The sequence below is a fragment of the Haemophilus sp. THUN1692 genome, from assembly GCF_059704395.1.
The window spans coordinates 779,338-795,078 of the sequence record NZ_AP046579.1 but is presented as its reverse complement, the minus strand read 5'-3'; the positions used below and the strand labels follow the sequence as shown (position 1 = coordinate 795,078).

Sequence of the window (15,741 nt, the reverse complement as noted above, 5' to 3'; positions counted from 1 at the left end):
ATTTGCGGGCGGCTACAACCGCACTTTAGGTTTAGACTTTATTCAAATAAGGATTTGTGTAATGAACGAACGACTTCGTCAGCATGTTCACTTTGCACTAACATGCAAATATTATTGGTACTTGCGCCATAACTAATCATTCGCACGTTGTAAGATTGAAGCGTATCAAAAATACGTTTTGCTACACCAGAAGCAATATGTAAGTCATTGCCGATTAATGCGACTAATGACAATCCAGTATCGACTTTTACTGAACAATATTGACGGAGTTCATCTAATAATTCAGCTGAAAGTAATTCCGCCTCTGAAGATGCAGAGCCAGTTTTATCTAACGTCAATGCAACGCTCACTTCTGATGTGGTGATAGTATCTACTGAAATTTTGTGTTTAGCCAAAATGTTAAACACATTCGCTAAGAAACCTTGCGCATGCAGCATACTTAAGCTTGAAAGAGTGAGTAAAGTTTGATCTCGGCGTAATGCAATTGCACGGAAAGTTGGACGAGGTTGAGGATCGCGAGTAACCCAAGTTCCGCCCGCTTCTGGTGCTTTACTTGAACCCACATAAACGGGGATATTGCTGCGTACTGCAGGGAGTAATGTGGCTGGGTGTAGCACTTTTGCGCCAAAGGTTGCCATTTCAGCGGCTTCTGCAAAACTCATGATATCGATTCGTTGTGCAGTAGGAACAATGCGTGGATCGGTTGTGTAAATACCCGCGACATCAGTCCAAATTAAAACGTCTTTTGCATTTAATACTTCGGCTAACAAAGCAGCAGAGTAGTCGCTACCGCCACGGCCTAATGTAGTTGTTTTACCACTTGGTTCACGCCCGATAAAACCTTGAGTAATGACTAATTCGCCGCGGTCTATTAATGGTTTTAAAATGTTATTGCTGTTTGATTGGGTTTGTTCATCATTCGGTGCTGCTTTACCAAAATGGTTATTGGTTGCAATAATTGTACGTACATCAACCCAAGTACCCGATGCGTTTTGTTCACGTAAAATCTCAATAAAGATTTGAGTTGACATCATTTCACCGTGGCTGATGAGTTCATCGGTTAATGCGGGAGAGGTTGCAAGACTAGCTGCTTCAGAAAGTGCGGTAATATTTTCAAGATATTTTTCAATAATTGGACGAACACGGCTGTCGTCTTTTAACTCATTCAAAATATTCTCTTGAATTTGACGGATTTCACCAATTAATTTTTCGCGTTCTGTCGCTTCTACACCATTTGCTAAAGCGACTAATAAATTTGTCACTCCAGCTGATGCAGAAAGCACGACTACGCGTGTATTTGGATCGGCAATCACAATTTTTGCACAAGCTGTCATTGCTGCATGGTTGGCTACAGATGTTCCGCCAAATTTGGCGACTGAGAGATGGGACATAAGATACTCCTAGATTTTGTGTTTTTAGAATAATGAACATTAGAAATAATGATTTAGGCATTTTTTGTCAAATAAATTTTAATTAAAAATAAATAGATGAGTGAGTAAAAGAGAAATAGCGATTAAAGTGCTAAAAAAGCCAATATGATATTGTAGAAATGTATAAAAAATAGTTGATGTGTTTTATTAATAATCAAATGAAAAGGAAAATCCAAATTTTTTAAAAAAAGTATTTGACGAGTATAGTCAAAATCAGCATAATACGCCCCGCAAAGCCGATATGGTTAGGCAAATTAAGGTAATGGCTACATAGCTCAGTTGGTTAGAGCACAACACTCATAATGTTGGGGTCGCAAGTTCGAATCTCGCTGTAGCCACCAAATTTGCGGGACTGGCGAAATTGGTAGACGCACCAGATTTAGGTTCTGGCGCCGAGAGGTGTGTGGGTTCAAGTCCCTCGTCCCGCACCATTTATTGCTTTGTAAGTCAAATAGTAGTTGGGGTATCGCCAAGCGGTAAGGCACCGGGTTTTGATCTCGGCATCCCTAGGTTCGAATCCTAGTACCCCAGCCATACTATCAAATAAATCTTCTTTATATCTACTCAAAGATTTCTCTGTTGGGGTATTGCCAAGCGGTAAGGCACCGGGTTTTGATCTCGGCATCCCTAGGTTCGAATCCTAGTACCCCAGCCATATTTTTAAATTCTCATACTTCTAATAAAAGCTAGTTTTTTGCCTTATTTAAGGTTGTTTTTGCGATCCAGATCTCAAACACGTTTATTTGTAATATGAAGTAATATTCTATTAATGCTATCTTGTTTTCCTATTCATTTAGGAGAGCAATATGGAATTTTCTTTACAATACATCATTATTTTCATTTTTGTTATTTTATTTCTAATTGGCTTATTTTCATCTAAATCGAGATCAACTCGTCGTAATGCGAAGAAGAGTCGTCTTCATCTTTCGACAGAAAACAAAATTAATATTGTGAATAAAAATGATCATCTTGATGTCATTATATTGAGTAAGTATAAAAGAAAAGCCTTGATGAATAAGAGTGAATATCAACTTTTTCTTCGTTTAGAAAAATTGTTATCTAAAGGTTATCAAGAGTTCCGTTTATTTACTCAGGTTTCAATGGGAGAGTTTTTAGAATCAATAGATAAAGAGGCCCATTTTGCGATAAATAGTAAACGAGTAGATTTTTTGATTGTAGATAAGAAAGGCTATGCCGTAATAGTAATTGAATATCAAGGGCAGGGACATTATCAGGATAATGCAGCGAAGCATGATGCAGTGAAACGGGAGGCTTGTCGAAAGGCTGGGGTGATTTTTTTAGAATTTCAGCCAAACTATGGAAAAGCAGAATTAGAATTTGTTGTTGAAAACTTAAAACGTTATTTGATAAAAAATTAAAGTTTAGGTATTTATTGAGAAATAATTAAAATACTCAGAACAAAAAAGCTAAGACTGATATCTTAGCTTTTTTACTTTGTTCAAACTTGTAAATTACGCGCGTTTGAAGTCAATGTGAACCAATTTTGGTTTGAATGGGTGACGTTGCATTGCTTGTACTTTAACTGCAACTTCTTTACCACCGATCACTAAAGTAATCACTTCAGAATAGAAAGATTCATGTGCTTGCGCGTTGTTTAATTCATCGTGGATTAAGATGATTGAAACTGGCTCTTCGCTGCCACCATAAACGATTGCAGGGATTTGACCATTATGACGCAGGCGGCGGCTCGCACCCTTACCTTGCGCTGTACGAACTTCAGCGTTAAATTTAAATGCCATTTTAATGTTCTCTTTAAATTAATGTTAAAAGAAAGAAAATTGCAGGCGACCCAGCAATTTTCCAAATATAGTTCCCAAAGACAAGCACTGGCCACGCTTTGAGACGGCAAATTATAGAATATCCCTCTTTTCAAAGCAAACTTTTTCTAGGTTTTTTACCCTGAAAAGATTAGAATGCTTAACAGTTTTTTACGATATTCATTAAAAAATAAAGTAGGAAGATTATGGAATTTCTGATTGGATTTTTTACTGAGTACGGCTATTGGGCTGTTCTTTTTGTTTTAATTATTTGCGGATTTGGTGTACCGATTCCTGAGGACATTACGTTAGTTTCTGGCGGTGTCATTGCGGGGCTTTATCCAGAAAGTGTTAATTCACATTTAATGTTGCTGATCAGTATGCTTGGCGTACTTGCAGGCGATTCTAGTATGTATTGGCTTGGTCGTATTTATGGCACAAAAATTTTACGTTTTCGCCCAATGCGTAAAATCGTGACGTTACAACGTTTAAGAATGGTGCGTGAAAAATTCAGCCAATATGGCAACCGTGTGTTATTTGTCGCACGTTTTTTACCTGGTTTGCGTGCCCCAATTTATATGGTCTCTGGAATTACTCGCCGTGTAAGTTACACACGTTTTGTCTTGATTGATTTCTGTGCTGCTATTATTTCTGTGCCAATTTGGGTTTATTTAGGCGAACTTGGTGCAAAAAATTTAGACTGGTTACATGCTCAAATCCAAAAAGGTCAAATGGTGATTTATGTGCTTATCGCTTTACTTGCCCTATTCCTTTTCTGGAAATGGAAAAAATCGAAAAAATAAACGAAGTAATCAACCAAAAGAGCGGTTAAAAAATCTTGTGTTTTTTTAACCGCTCTTTTTTATCTTGAATCTAAGTATATTGGCTTTATTTGATCACTTAATTCAACTCAAATACCCAATTTTGACATAGATTATATATTTACCTTTCCAATAATCATCAAAAAATTTGATTTTTATCAATAAAATTTTTCTTTAAATGAGTAAACTCTACGTACCTCTTGTTAGGTATAAATGAATAAATAAAATTTTTTAAGGAATGTCACTATGAAAAAAACAGCATTAACACTTATGTTAGGTGGGGTTTTATTAGCAGGTTCAGCAGCTGCACACGAAGCTGGAAGTGTTGTGGTACGTGCCGGTGCAATTACTGTAGATGCAAATTCAAGCTCAAGAACTCAAACATCTATTGATGTGGGATTAAAAGTAAAAAATAATACTCAATTAGGTTTAACTGGAACCTATATGTTAACGGATAATATTGGTGTGGAATTATTAGCTGCAACGCCGTTCTCTCATAAAATTCATGCGAATGTACCTGCACGTAACCTTGATTTAGGTAAAACAGCAATCGTGAAACAATTACCGCCAAGTTTATATGCTCAATACTATTTCTTTAAAGCAGATTCAGCTGTACGTCCTTATTTAGGTGCTGGTTTAAACTATACTCGTTTCTATCACGCAAAATCTGTTAACCCTGCAGTTACCAACTTAGAAGTGAAAAAACATTCATTTGGTCCTGTAGCAAATGTGGGCTTAGATGTGAAATTGGCTCAGAATGTTTATTTTAATGTTTCAGCATGGTATACACATATTAAAACCACAGCAAAATTCCAAGCACTTGGTGCAAATCATGAAGTTAAGTTAAAACTTGATCCAATGGTGTACTTTGCAGGCATTGCAGTGAAATTCTAATTTCATTGATAAAACAATAAAACAAAAGAGCGGTTAAAAAATTCTGTGTTTTTTTAGCCGCTCTTTTTATTTCAATAGACTATAAATTTCTCGCTTTTAAATAATTTTCCACTGTATCCACAATGGCTTGGGTCTGTGGATCAATTTCTATATTCACAATATCGCCCACTTTACGTTGCCCCATTAAGGTTCGTTGCAAAGTTTCAGGAATTAAATTCACACAGAATTGCGTGCTTTTTACTTCGCCAATAGTCAGACTGATGCCATCTACCGCAACAAATCCTTTCGTTAATATGTATTTCATTATATCTGCGCTTGGCAACTCAAACCAAATTTGTCGGTTATTTTCACTGGCAAAAATGTCTGAAATGGTTGCGGTGCAATACACATGACCAGATAATAAATGCCCGCCAATTTCTGTTCCCATTTGCATGGCTCGTTCGATATTCACATTATCGCCTACTTTCACTGCTCCAAGATTCGTAATTCTTAAGGTTTCTTGCATGAGATCAAAGCTAACGAGATCGCCGTTGACTTCAGTCACGGTTAAACATACACCATTATTTGCCACCGATGCGCCAATTTCTAGGTCTTTACGCATTTCAGGTGGTAATTTTACCACTTGTGTTCTAAAATTAGCCTTTTCTGTAATTGAATGAATAGGCGCAGTGCCTTGTACAATTCCGGTAAACATATTTTTTCCTTTTCTAAAAATTTTTCTTAGTATATCAAATTTATGAATTTTCGTCTTTTATCCCAATATCACGCTGATATTAAAAAATTAATTAAAATCTCTTTACCCATTTTGTTCGCGCAAATCGCACAAAACTCAATGGGATTAGCGGATACCATTATGGCTGGTCGAGTGAGTTCCACTGATATGGCTGCAATTTCTGTTGGCGCGTCTATTTGGATGCCATTAGTGCTTTTCGGTCAAGGCTTATTATTGGCGCTGCCTCCGACCATTTCTTATTTAAACGGTTCAGGTCAACGCCATCGCATTGCCCATCAAGTTCGCCAAGGCATTTGGCTTGTGTTAGGCATGAGTATTCCTTTAGGTTTGCTGATTTATTTCTGTGAAATTCTGCTGCAATATATGCAAATGGAAAGCAAAATGTCAGATTTAGCACGCGATTATTTACATGCGATGTTGTGGGGATTACCTGCTTATTTGATGTTGATTAATTTTCGCTGTTTGAATGATGGGATTGCCAAAACCAAGCCTGCGATGATCATTACCTTTTTAGGTTTACTGCTCAATATTCCGCTTAATTACATTTTTATTTATGGAAAATTTGGTATGCCTGCTTTTGGTGCGGTGGGCTGTGGCATTGCAACAGCTATTGTGAACTGGGCAATGTGCTTAATGATGATGTTCTATTCCTACACTAATACTCAAGAACGTTCGCTAAAAGTGTTTAGCCAATTAATCGAAATGCCAAATCCCAAAACACTTAAAAAACTACTGCGTTTAGGGTTACCCATTGCTATTGCACTTTGTTGTGAAGTGGCGTTATTTGCTCTCACTTCGTTAATGCTTTCTCCGCTGGGCTCAACCATTGTAGCGAGCCATCAAATTACATTGAATACCAGCTCTTTCATTTTTATGTTCCCCCTGTCAATTGGTATGGCAACAACGATTTTAGTCGGACAAGCATTGGGGGCAGGTTCTCCAAAAAATGCGAAAAAAATGAGCTATGCCGCATTATTATTAGGGCTAACGGTGACAATCATTACCGCATTAATTACGATTTTCTTCCGTTATGAAATTGCATCGATCTTCGTGACAGATGAAATTGTCATCGCCATGGCTGCAAATTTATTATTATTTGCCGCACTTTATCAATTTTCAGATACCATTCAAATGGTGGTTGTCGGCATTTTACGTGGCTATAAAGACACTAAAGTCATTTTATATATTACCCTTTTCTCTTATTGGGTAATTGGTGTGCCACTTGGTTATACGCTCGGTCGTACAGATTGGCTTGTGCTACACATTGATGCGAAAGGTTTCTGGATTGCCTTTGTGGTCTCACTCACTTTTGCAGCGATTTTACTTTCTTTGAGAATGAAAAAAATGCAAGCCATGAGCGATAACGCCATTTTACAACGTTTAGAAAAACTCAAATAAGGAACTTTATGCAACTTCCAGCTTTACAATCGGCGACATTAATTCGTCGTTACAAACGCTTTCTTGCGGATATTGAACTGCCAACTGGTGATATTATGACAATTCATTGCGCCAATACAGGCGCGATGACTGGGTGCGGTGAAAAAGGCGACAAAATTTGGTATTCACATTCCGATAGCCAAACCCGCAAATATCCTCATTCTTGGGAACTCACTCAACTTGCGAATGGACAACTTTGTTGTATCAATACGCATCGTTCTAATCAGCTTGTCTTTGAAGCACTGCAAAATAAGCAAATAAAAGAATTAGCAATGTATAACGAAATTTATCCTGAAGTGAAATATGGTGAAGAAAATAGCCGAATTGATTTCTTACTAAAAGGTGAAGGCTTACCCGATTGTTATGTGGAAGTGAAATCCATCACCTTAGTGAAAGGAAATTTAGGCATGTTTCCCGATGCGATCACTACGCGTGGGCAAAAACATGTCCGAGAATTACTCGCAATGAAAAAACAAGGTCATCGCGCAGTGGTGCTATTTGCTGGGTTACATAATGGTTTTGATCGTTTCAAAATCGCAGAATATATCGATCCCGAATATGATCGCTTATTAAAAGAAGCAATGGAACAAGGCGTTGAAGCCTATGCTTATGCGGGACAATTTGAAATTTCTAATGGAATTCCTACCGCACTTTCCTTAACAGAATCAGTGCCTTATATAAAATAATATTTTTTTGAGAATTATTTTCCATTTAGTTATTGACAAGCTTATTGATAACAATTATCATCTAGCGATTCCAACAACAATATTAGATAATCACTCCAACATTCCCGCCTATTTCCCCACAAATAGGCGTTTTTTTTATTCACAAATCGCCAAGAATCCCTATAATAAAACCTTTCAAAAAACATAATTAGGAAATAATAATGACTGACATTAATACCGTTCTCGCGGAACTAAAGCGCGGTACTGATGAAATCCTTTCAGAAGCGGATTTAATCGAAAAACTGAAAGAAAATCGCCCATTAAAAGTAAAATTAGGCGCTGACCCAACCGCACCTGATATTCATTTAGGGCATACCGTTGTATTAAACAAATTACGTCAATTTCAACAACTCGGTCATGAAGTCTATTTCTTAATTGGTGATTTCACTGGAATGGTGGGCGATCCATCAGGTAAAAATGCCACACGTCCTCCACTCAGCCGTGAAGACGTATTGCGTAATGCTGAAACCTATAAAGAGCAAATTTATAAAATTCTCGATCCACAAAAAACCAAAATCGTCTTCAACTCTGAATGGTTAAGCAAACTTGGTACAGAAGGTATGATTCGTCTTGCAAGCAACTACACCGTTGCGCGTATGCTTGAACGTGACGACTTCAAAAAACGCTTTGGCAATAACCAACCTATCGCAATCCACGAATTTATTTATCCATTACTGCAAGGCTACGATTCCGTTGCATTGGATGCAGATGTGGAATTAGGCGGTACAGATCAAAAATTCAACTTACTTGTTGGTCGTGAATTACAAAAATCAGCAGGCAAAAAACCACAGGTTGCGATTACACTTCCATTGCTCGTTGGCTTAGACGGCGAGAAAAAAATGTCCAAATCACTTGGTAACTATATTGGCGTAACGGAAGCACCAAGCGATATGTTCGGTAAAGTGATGTCAATTTCTGATGAATTGATGTGGGATTGGTATAACCTTCTTTCATTCCGTCCATTAAGTGAAATTGCACAATTAAAATCGGAAGTAGAAAACGGCAAGAATCCTCGTGATGTAAAAATCTTACTAGCAAAAGAATTAATTGCACGTTTCCACAACGAAGAGGCAGCAAACGCTGCAGAACGAGAATTTATTAATCGTTTTCAAAAAGGCGCAATGCCTGATGAAATGCCTGAATTTACGTTCTCTGGCGAAATGGGTTTAGCCACCTTATTAAAAGAAGCAGGTCTTGTGCCTTCCACTTCTGAAGCGATTCGCTCTGCTCAACAAGGCGGTGTAAAAATCAATGGTGAAAAAGTCGATAACGTAAAAGACAATGCACCGAAAGGTACAAATATTTACCAAGTGGGTAAACGAAAATTTGCGCGTGTAACGATTGAATAAAATAGGTAAAAAAATACCGCACTTTAAAGTGCGGTATTTTTCATTATAGCCAGCCAAAAGTCTGGCTATAAAAACCATACGCTATGCGTATGGAGCCAAATAGCTTAAGCGATGAACAGAAAAAATCCTCGCTATATAATGAACAAAGCTGACAACCAAAATTCAACATATAGGAGGATTATCATGGTAAGTAAAACCAGTGACGATTCAAGTCTATCACACACAAAATGGAACTGTAAGTATCACATTGTATTTATCCCGAAGTATAGAAGAAAAGCAATTTATGGAAAGTTAAGAGCAGATATAGGTCAAATATTGAGGCAGTTATGTGACTATAAAAATGTGGAGATAATAGAAGCGCATGCAATGCCAGACCATATCCATATGCTCTTAAAAATCCCAGCTAAAATATCAGTATCAGGTTTTATGGGCTATCTGAAGGGGAAGTCAGCGCTGATGATTTTTGAAAGACACGCGAACTTAAAATATAGATATGGAAATAGGCATTTCTGGGCGAAAGGATTTTTTGTAAGCACAGTAGGGTTAAATACAAAAGTGGTAGAGGATTATATAAGAAACCAAGAAAAAGAAGATATGGTTCAAGATAATTTATCAACGAAAGAACATGTTGACCCCTTTAAGGGGTAATCAAGGAAATAATTAGACGCGGTTGTCAGTTCTCACAAGCCCCTTGAGGGGCTTGTGAAGTATAGGCTCTTATAGGGGAGCCTAAAAAACCGCACGTTTTACGTGCGGATTGTTATTAAAATTTTAATTTAGTTAAACATCGCAGAAATAGACTCTTCGTTGCTAATGCGACGAATGGCTTCTGCTAGCATGGAAGAAAGGGTAAGCACGCGAACTTTACCGATAGCTTTCATTTCTTCTGATAATGGAATGGTGTCAGTAACAACAATCTCATCGATGGCATCGCTGGCTAAGTTTTTGGCTGCAGCGCCAGAGAAAACGGCGTGAGTTGCATAAGCAAAAACACGTTTTGCACCACGTTCTTTTAATGCTTCTGCCGCTTTACAAAGTGTACCGCCAGTATCAATCATATCATCTACTAAAATACAATCACGATCTGCAACATCACCGATAATATGCATCACTTGTGCTACGTTTGCGCGTGGACGACGTTTGTCAATGATGGCCATATCGGTATCGTTTAATAATTTAGCTACCGCACGAGCACGCACAACACCGCCAATGTCTGGGGAAACAACAATAGGGTTTTCAAGATCAGATTTTTTCAAAATATCGTGAATTAAAACTGGAGAACCAAATACGTTGTCCACAGGAACATCAAAGAAACCTTGAATTTGTTCTGCGTGTAGGTCGCAGGTTAATACGCGGTCAATACCAACAGTTGAAAGTAAATCTGCCACAACTTTAGCGGTAATTGGTACACGAGCCGAACGAACACGACGATCTTGGCGAGCATAGCCGAAATAAGGAATCACGGCAGTAATACGACCAGCAGATGCTCGACGTAATGCATCTACCATCACAATCAATTCCATCAAGTTATCATTGGTTGGCGCACAAGTTGATTGGATGATAAATACATCCGCACCACGCACATTTTCATTGATTTGAACTTGGATTTCACCATCGCTGAAACGTGCGACCGTAGCATCGCCTAGCGAAATATATAAACGTTCAGAAATACGTTTTGCAAGTTCAGGTGTTGCATTACCCGCGAAGAGTTTAATGTCAGGCATTTTATAAAACCTCAGGTTTAGATTGTCGATGAGTATAAGTTGATGATAGCTGCTTCAACATTGCGTGCAAGGGAGAAACATTGAGTCCTTTCGCAACAAAGCCAAAAAATGCTTCTGGTTTTTGTCTAAATACCGCTTGCGCTTCTGCTTCATTATCAAATTCAGCAAAAACACATGCTCCCGTTCCTGTTAATCTTGCCAGCGCATATTGTAGCAACCAGTTTAACGCTTTTTCAACGTTTGAATAATGATTTACCACAACTTTTTCGCAATCGTTTACATAAGGTTCACTCAAAAGTTGTTCTAGGGATTTTTTAGGTGTATTACGTGGTAAATTTGGATCTTGAAATATCACAGCCGTCGATATTGAATCATCAGGTTTTAATACAACAAACCATTTTTCAGCAGGTTCACAATAGGTAATTTTTTCCCCGGCACCTTCAGCAAAAGCAGCGTGCCCATGTACAAATATTGGCACATCTGCGCCTAGTGTTAATCCTAATTTTGACAGTTCATCAATGGATAAATTGGCTTGCCATAAATAATTTAATGCGACCAATGCAGTTGCTGCATTGGATGAACCACCACCAACACCGCCTCCCATTGGAAGAATTTTATCTAAATGAATATTTGCACCCAATTGAATATTGGCTTTTTCTTGTAAAAGTTTTGCAGCCCGATAAATTAGATTATCTTCCGTTTTTAGATTTGGAATTTCTGGCGTTAAAACAATTTGATTATCTTCTTCACGGATACTAATTTCTAACCAATCGCCGAAATCTAAAAATTGGAAAAGTGTTTGTAATTCATGATAGCCGTTCGGCAATTTCCCGTTGATATAAAGAAATAAATTCAGTTTGGCTGGGCTAGGGAAGCGCAATGGCTTCCCATTTGATTGTGTTGTATTTTGACAAAGTGCGGTAGAAAATTGATGTGATTTCATTAATGTATTCATTAGTAAATCCAGCCATCCACGCGAATTTTTAGAGTTTGTTTCGTGCTGTCATTTTTTAGCAGAATGTCTTCAGGCATCGAATTATTTGAATGATAAGTGAGATAATCTGCTGTCCATTGAGAACCATCCACATGATAAGTAAATGCGCCAAGTAAATGATTAGTACCGACTTGATAATTCGCATTCATTGCCGGTTGGCCTTTCAACCAATATGCTAAATGTTCTAATGGCACATCCATTCCAATAATCTCTTGTAATAATAGTTTCGCATTGGCTGCAGATTGTTGATTGCCGTTGTTATCGGAAATTGTCATCCCGCTTTGGTGCATTTGAATCCAAAGAGTAGATTTACTGATTAAAGAATAGAGTTTAAGCGTATAAGATTTTGGATTTTGGTATTGCCATTCAAAGCGGCTAGAAAAACGTTCTGTAGGACTGATATAACCAATTTGTCCTTTAGCTTGATAGGATTGAATTTTTTGAATCTTTTGTAAATGCTGTTGCCATGTGGCGTCGGTTTTATCGATATATTGCACGTTAACTGGACGGTCAGCATCCATCGTACAGGCTGTAAGTATGCTGATTACAAAAAGTGCGGTGAGAAATTTAAACGTTTTCATATTATTCATCAAGTTAATAAGCTCGCGTATTTTAAGGATTTAGTTTAATTGAGTAAAGTTACTTTTATTTGTTAATTTTTTTGGTAATTCGTTTTTGTTTGTTTAACCGCTAAGATTCTTCGTTTTGTCAATTCACTTCTGATTTCTTGTTTCTCAAATCCATCTGCAATAACTTGCTGTACATCTACTTCATTTGCCGAGTGTAATAATTGATTCATATAATCTATTTGTGGATAGTCTTTATTTTCAAAACCGGTTCTACCTCGAGTATCAGCTAGACATATTTGTAGAAATTCTTGAAAGCGTTGTGGTTTTCTCCACACATCAAAACGATTAAACAGCGTTATGACGGTTTCAGCTCGAAGCTCAAAGGCTTTGTGAATATGCGTATGAAATTCACAAGTTAGTTCTGCAAGTTCTTGAAAATAACTTGGAACCTTCAAGCGTTTGCACAATGATCTAGTTGGTTTTATGCCAGCTTGCTCATGCCTATAATGATGAGGAAGAATATTTTGAGGCGTAAGAGCCTTGCCAAGATCATGACAAATTGCGGCAAAACGGACCGCACTTTTATTTAAGATAGGGTTATTTTCAGTCAAATTAACCGTTTGTTTTAATACCAACATGGTATGAATAAAACTATCCACTTCTGGATGATGTTTTACTGGATTTGGCACACCATAAAGGGCATCGATTTCAGTAAATAAAACTCTTAATGCACCTGTTTTATGTAAGGTTTCAAAATAAATTTCAGGATTTTTTTCGTTTAAGGCTTTTTCTGTTTCTAGCCAAACGCGTTCCGCCGTGAGATGTTGTAATTCTCCCGATTGGGCAAGTTCCGCCATTAGGGATAGTGTTTCTGATGCGATTTTAAAACCGAGAGAATGATAACGGGCTGCAAAGCGTGCCACACGCAATACACGTAAAGGATCTTCTGAAAAAGCGGGAGAAATATGGCGTAAAATTCGATTTTTTAAATCTTGTTTTCCGCCATAAGGATCGATAATTTCACCGTCTTCGCTTTGAGCCATGGCGTTAATAGTGAGATCTCGTCGAATTAAATCTTGTTCTAATGTAATTGTTGGGGAGAAATCACAAATAAAGCCAGTGTAACCTGCGCTAGATTTTCGTTCTGTTCGAGCAAGCGCATATTCTTCTTTTGTTTTAGGATTGAGAAAAACCGGAAAATCTTTGCCTACTTGTTGATAACCGAGAGAGAGTAGAGTAGCGGGGTCTGCGCCTACTACAATCCAATCACGATCTTTTACCGGTAAACCCAATAATTGATCGCGAACAGCCCCACCAACCAAATAAACTTTCATTCGTGATTATGCCCAACCATCACGACGGCGACGTTTTGGTAACACATAAGGAATGAGTAAACCGAAGAGTAAGCCTACGCCCAATACTGAACCGCCATAAATAAACCATTGAATCGCAATTTCTCGTTTACCTGCATCAAGCATCGCTTCTAAATCACGATTTTTATTTTTGGTCATTTCAAGTTCACGTTTCAATTGTGAATTTTGTTCTAAAAGATCCGCACTTTGTTGCTCAGCTTGTTTGGTTCGACGTTGCATTTCTACGGTACGTTGTTGCCAATCGCCATCTAAACGACTAAGTTTTAAGGTTAATTCTTGAACTTGAGCTTTTAATTTTGGATTTTCTTCTTTACTACTTGGCGTGTTGCTTAAGTCTGAATTTAAAATCCAAGCTTCACGATTTTTATTGTCGCGAATGAGTGTGTATTTACCCTGGCGATCTAATACATTCACTGCTTCGCCCGCTTGAATTGAACCTGCAATTTTAAATTGTTCACCGGCACCTCGGCGTAAGAAAGTACTGAGATTTTCAGTAACATATTGTGTTTCTGCATGGGCAGTTGCAATACCTGTACCAAGTAAGGCGCAAGATAGAAGTGTATTGTAGATTTTTTTCATGCTTTCTCCTTAAAAATAAAAACAACAAAAGTGCGGCTAAATAAACCGCACTTTTTGTTGCAATAAATTAATTAAACACTGCACGCAGTAAATAGAAGATAATAATTGCGAAGAATGCGCCAGCTGGTAAAGTGATTATCCAAGAACTAATGATATTTCGGATAACCGTTAAATTGAGTGCCGCAATACCGCGAGCAAAACCGATACCTAAAATTGCCCCAACAAGTGTTTGTGTTGTTGAGATTGGCAAACCTGTACCAGATGCAACTACAACGGTCATCGCGGTGGCAAATTGAGCGGCAAAGCCACGGCTTGGGGTTAAATCGGTGATCCCTGATCCAACAGTCGCCATTACTTTTTGTCCCATAGTAATTAAGCCTACAGCAATACCTAATGCACCTAGTGGTAAAATCCACCACGTTAGGGCTCCACCTGAAACAATTTTACCGCCTTGTTCTACGATTGATACCACCGCTGAAAGTGGACCAATTGCATTAGCTACATCATTCGAACCATGAGCGAAAGCCATCGCACAGGCGGTTAATAACATTAAAATGCTGAAGACTTTTTCTACCGCACCAAAAGTCCCTTTGCTTGCAGATTGAGTGAATGTTTTGCTTTTAAAATAGAAGTGGAAAAACAGCATACCTACAAGGCTAATGACAAGTGAAATGACTAAAGTTTCTTTATTGGAAAGATTTAAACCAACATGTTTTAAACCTTTTGTCATGGTTACGATACACAACACAAATACGGTTATCCCCATGTAATAAGGACCATATTTTTGTGCATTTTTTAGAGGATGTTCGGTATCAAAAATAAGTTTTTGCGTACTTGCAAAGATTGCATAGGCGAGAATACCTGCAATGATAGGCGTGATGAACCAGCTACCAACGATGCTACCAATATTTGACCAATCTACTGCACCTGGGCCAATCGTAATACATGCAAATCCAATAATTGCACCGATGATAGTGTGAGTACCTGAAACCGGCCAGCCCATTTTCGTTGCGATAAATAACCAAGCGCCAGAGGCAAATAAAGCAGATAGCATACCTAGTGCCAAAATATCGGGCGTATCCACAAATTGCATTGGATCGATTACGCCACTTTTAATGGTTTCTGTTACTTCACCACCGGCTAGATATGCGCCAGCAGATTCAAAAATTAATGCGATAATAATTGCTTGTTTGGCTGTTACAGTACCAGATCCTACAGATGTACCCATTGAATTTGAAACATCATTTGCTCCGATACCGAAAGCCATAAAAAAGCCGAAGGCTGCTGTAATCCACACCAACCATGAACCATATTGACTAATAACTTCCATAGTTA

The 15,741-nt window shown here is 38.0% G+C and carries 16 protein-coding genes and 4 tRNA genes; 11 read left to right on the top strand and 9 right to left on the bottom strand.

The features are described from left to right. Positions 1 to 38: 38 nt before the first annotated feature. Positions 39 to 1,391, bottom strand: coding sequence for a lysine-sensitive aspartokinase 3 (gene lysC / locus AC6H0A_RS03820; RefSeq protein WP_005642325.1), 1,353 nt, complete (start codon positions 1,389 to 1,391; stop codon positions 39 to 41). A gap of 303 nt (positions 1,392 to 1,694) precedes the next feature. Here lysC and AC6H0A_RS03815 point away from each other — a divergent pair. The 5 genes from AC6H0A_RS03815 to AC6H0A_RS03795 all read left to right on the top strand — a co-directional run bounded on the left by AC6H0A_RS03815 (position 1,695) and on the right by AC6H0A_RS03795 (position 2,809). After that, positions 1,695 to 1,771: transfer RNA gene (locus tag AC6H0A_RS03815), tRNA-Met, on the top strand. A 5-nt stretch (positions 1,772 to 1,776) separates the two neighbouring features. After that, positions 1,777 to 1,861: transfer RNA gene (locus tag AC6H0A_RS03810), tRNA-Leu, on the top strand. A gap of 28 nt (positions 1,862 to 1,889) precedes the next feature. Then, a tRNA-Gln gene (locus AC6H0A_RS03805) sits at positions 1,890 to 1,964 on the top strand. A gap of 46 nt (positions 1,965 to 2,010) precedes the next feature. Beyond that, positions 2,011 to 2,085, top strand: a tRNA-Gln gene (locus AC6H0A_RS03800). A gap of 151 nt (positions 2,086 to 2,236) precedes the next feature. Next, positions 2,237 to 2,809: a DUF2726 domain-containing protein gene (locus tag AC6H0A_RS03795; RefSeq protein ID WP_005642323.1), complete on the top strand. Its 573-nt coding sequence runs from the start codon at positions 2,237 to 2,239 to the stop codon at positions 2,807 to 2,809. Positions 2,810 to 2,902: 93 nt separating this feature from the next. Here AC6H0A_RS03795 and rplY read toward each other — a convergent pair whose 3' ends face one another. Then, entirely contained in the window at positions 2,903 to 3,190 is a 288-nt protein-coding gene (gene rplY / locus AC6H0A_RS03790) for a 50S ribosomal protein L25 (protein ID WP_005642321.1), read from the bottom strand. A gap of 224 nt (positions 3,191 to 3,414) precedes the next feature. Between rplY and AC6H0A_RS03785 the strand changes: the two genes are divergently transcribed. Continuing rightward, a complete protein-coding gene (locus tag AC6H0A_RS03785; RefSeq protein WP_005642319.1) occupies positions 3,415 to 4,011 on the top strand; it encodes a DedA family protein in 597 nt (198 codons plus the stop codon). 264 nt (positions 4,012 to 4,275) lie between these two features. Next, positions 4,276 to 4,923: an OmpW/AlkL family protein gene (locus AC6H0A_RS03780; RefSeq protein WP_005642317.1), complete on the top strand. Its 648-nt coding sequence runs from the start codon at positions 4,276 to 4,278 to the stop codon at positions 4,921 to 4,923. Between the two features lie 79 nt (positions 4,924 to 5,002). On the opposite strand, the gene ribE is transcribed toward AC6H0A_RS03780, so the two are convergent. Next, positions 5,003 to 5,617 carry a riboflavin synthase gene (gene ribE / locus AC6H0A_RS03775; RefSeq protein WP_005642315.1) on the bottom strand — a complete coding sequence of 205 codons (615 nt, stop codon included), beginning with the start codon at positions 5,615 to 5,617 and terminating at the stop codon, positions 5,003 to 5,005. Positions 5,618 to 5,659: 42 nt separating this feature from the next. Here ribE and hmrM point away from each other — a divergent pair, with 42 nt between their 5' ends. The 4 genes from hmrM (at position 5,660) to tnpA (ending at position 9,815) form a co-directional block, all read left to right on the top strand. Continuing rightward, positions 5,660 to 7,054 (top strand): sodium-coupled multidrug efflux MATE transporter HmrM, encoded by a 1,395-nt coding sequence (gene hmrM / locus AC6H0A_RS03770; protein ID WP_005642314.1) that lies wholly within the window; start codon positions 5,660 to 5,662, stop codon positions 7,052 to 7,054. A gap of 8 nt (positions 7,055 to 7,062) precedes the next feature. Beyond that, the gene (gene sfsA / locus AC6H0A_RS03765) at positions 7,063 to 7,779 is read left to right on the top strand and encodes a DNA/RNA nuclease SfsA (RefSeq protein ID WP_005642312.1); all 717 of its coding nucleotides are present in this window, start codon (positions 7,063 to 7,065) and stop codon (positions 7,777 to 7,779) included. Positions 7,780 to 7,979: 200 nt separating this feature from the next. After that, positions 7,980 to 9,167, top strand: a complete 1,188-nt coding sequence (tyrS, locus tag AC6H0A_RS03760) for a tyrosine--tRNA ligase (protein ID WP_005642310.1) — start codon at positions 7,980 to 7,982, stop codon at positions 9,165 to 9,167. A gap of 183 nt (positions 9,168 to 9,350) precedes the next feature. Then, complete coding sequence (tnpA, locus tag AC6H0A_RS03755) at positions 9,351 to 9,815, top strand: IS200/IS605 family transposase (protein ID WP_005639541.1); 465 nt, start codon at positions 9,351 to 9,353, stop codon at positions 9,813 to 9,815. A 128-nt stretch (positions 9,816 to 9,943) separates the two neighbouring features. On the opposite strand, the gene AC6H0A_RS03750 is transcribed toward tnpA, so the two are convergent. The 6 genes from AC6H0A_RS03750 to AC6H0A_RS03725 all read right to left on the bottom strand — a co-directional run bounded on the left by AC6H0A_RS03750 (position 9,944) and on the right by AC6H0A_RS03725 (position 15,736). Continuing rightward, on the bottom strand, positions 9,944 to 10,891 hold the full coding sequence (locus tag AC6H0A_RS03750; protein WP_005641811.1) for a ribose-phosphate pyrophosphokinase: 948 nt from the start codon (positions 10,889 to 10,891) through the stop codon (positions 9,944 to 9,946). Between the two features lies 1 nt (position 10,892). Next, positions 10,893 to 11,834: a 4-(cytidine 5'-diphospho)-2-C-methyl-D-erythritol kinase gene (gene ispE / locus AC6H0A_RS03745; protein ID WP_044232913.1), complete on the bottom strand. Its 942-nt coding sequence runs from the start codon at positions 11,832 to 11,834 to the stop codon at positions 10,893 to 10,895. A gap of 11 nt (positions 11,835 to 11,845) precedes the next feature. Continuing rightward, on the bottom strand, positions 11,846 to 12,466 hold the full coding sequence (lolB, locus tag AC6H0A_RS03740; protein ID WP_290438349.1) for a lipoprotein insertase outer membrane protein LolB: 621 nt from the start codon (positions 12,464 to 12,466) through the stop codon (positions 11,846 to 11,848). A 71-nt stretch (positions 12,467 to 12,537) separates the two neighbouring features. Beyond that, a complete protein-coding gene (locus AC6H0A_RS03735; RefSeq protein WP_005641804.1) occupies positions 12,538 to 13,788 on the bottom strand; it encodes a multifunctional CCA addition/repair protein in 1,251 nt (416 codons plus the stop codon). Positions 13,789 to 13,794: 6 nt separating this feature from the next. Further along, entirely contained in the window at positions 13,795 to 14,406 is a 612-nt protein-coding gene (locus AC6H0A_RS03730) for a TIGR04211 family SH3 domain-containing protein (RefSeq protein WP_005641802.1), read from the bottom strand. 67 nt (positions 14,407 to 14,473) lie between these two features. Beyond that, complete coding sequence (locus AC6H0A_RS03725; protein ID WP_005641800.1) at positions 14,474 to 15,736, bottom strand: inorganic phosphate transporter; 1,263 nt, start codon at positions 15,734 to 15,736, stop codon at positions 14,474 to 14,476. Between the last annotated feature and the right edge of the window lie 5 nt (positions 15,737 to 15,741).

What these genes read in the sequence shown, in the direction of transcription:
- lysC (WP_005642325.1), bottom strand. Translation starts at nt 1,391, where the DNA reads ATGTCCCATCTCTCAGTCGCCAAATTTGGCGGAACATCTGTAGCCAAC.
- AC6H0A_RS03795 (WP_005642323.1), top strand. Translation starts at nt 2,237, where the DNA reads ATGGAATTTTCTTTACAATACATCATTATTTTCATTTTTGTTATTTTA.
- rplY (WP_005642321.1), bottom strand. Translation starts at nt 3,190, where the DNA reads ATGGCATTTAAATTTAACGCTGAAGTTCGTACAGCGCAAGGTAAGGGT.
- AC6H0A_RS03785 (WP_005642319.1), top strand. Translation starts at nt 3,415, where the DNA reads ATGGAATTTCTGATTGGATTTTTTACTGAGTACGGCTATTGGGCTGTT.
- AC6H0A_RS03780 (WP_005642317.1), top strand. Translation starts at nt 4,276, where the DNA reads ATGAAAAAAACAGCATTAACACTTATGTTAGGTGGGGTTTTATTAGCA.
- ribE (WP_005642315.1), bottom strand. Translation starts at nt 5,617, where the DNA reads ATGTTTACCGGAATTGTACAAGGCACTGCGCCTATTCATTCAATTACA.
- hmrM (WP_005642314.1), top strand. Translation starts at nt 5,660, where the DNA reads ATGAATTTTCGTCTTTTATCCCAATATCACGCTGATATTAAAAAATTA.
- sfsA (WP_005642312.1), top strand. Translation starts at nt 7,063, where the DNA reads ATGCAACTTCCAGCTTTACAATCGGCGACATTAATTCGTCGTTACAAA.
- tyrS (WP_005642310.1), top strand. Translation starts at nt 7,980, where the DNA reads ATGACTGACATTAATACCGTTCTCGCGGAACTAAAGCGCGGTACTGAT.
- tnpA (WP_005639541.1), top strand. Translation starts at nt 9,351, where the DNA reads ATGGTAAGTAAAACCAGTGACGATTCAAGTCTATCACACACAAAATGG.
- AC6H0A_RS03750 (WP_005641811.1), bottom strand. Translation starts at nt 10,891, where the DNA reads ATGCCTGACATTAAACTCTTCGCGGGTAATGCAACACCTGAACTTGCA.
- ispE (WP_044232913.1), bottom strand. Translation starts at nt 11,834, where the DNA reads ATGAAATCACATCAATTTTCTACCGCACTTTGTCAAAATACAACACAA.
- lolB (WP_290438349.1), bottom strand. Translation starts at nt 12,466, where the DNA reads ATGAAAACGTTTAAATTTCTCACCGCACTTTTTGTAATCAGCATACTT.
- AC6H0A_RS03735 (WP_005641804.1), bottom strand. Translation starts at nt 13,788, where the DNA reads ATGAAAGTTTATTTGGTTGGTGGGGCTGTTCGCGATCAATTATTGGGT.
- AC6H0A_RS03730 (WP_005641802.1), bottom strand. Translation starts at nt 14,406, where the DNA reads ATGAAAAAAATCTACAATACACTTCTATCTTGCGCCTTACTTGGTACA.
- AC6H0A_RS03725 (WP_005641800.1), bottom strand. Translation starts at nt 15,736, where the DNA reads ATGGAAGTTATTAGTCAATATGGTTCATGGTTGGTGTGGATTACAGCA.